This window comes from Salinimicrobium oceani (genome assembly GCF_012037645.1).
Genome location: NZ_JAAVJR010001708.1, coordinates 1 through 279, shown reverse-complemented (window position 1 = coordinate 279; position 279 = coordinate 1). Strand labels below are relative to the sequence as shown.

The following is a 279-nucleotide window of genomic DNA, read 5'->3' as shown; positions in this document are numbered from 1 at the left end:
AATCATCGGAGCAATGTAATTCGTTTGCTTAGGGAGATTCAAAAATATCGTTAAAATTGTATTATGGAGAAAAGTGTAAAACATCTTTTCAAGGCGACAATGAAAAAGTTGTCTCAAGAATGGGTAAAATATCAAAAGAGAAGGATATATAAACAAATGGTTTCTGGGGTGAAACTGAATAAATTGTCAAAAGAAGAGAAAGAAGAGATCCGTTCTTATTATGAAGAACATTTGGGGAATGCTGTAAATCCACGTTGGCATCAGTATTATTATTCGATA

At 32.3% G+C, this 279-nt stretch carries 1 protein-coding gene; it reads left to right on the top strand.

Annotated elements, in window-relative coordinates; genetic code table 11:
- Positions 1-63 precede the first annotated feature (63 nt).
- A partial coding sequence (locus HC175_RS24100; RefSeq protein ID WP_209310244.1) for a hypothetical protein occupies positions 64-279 on the top strand: 216 nt, incomplete at its 3' end.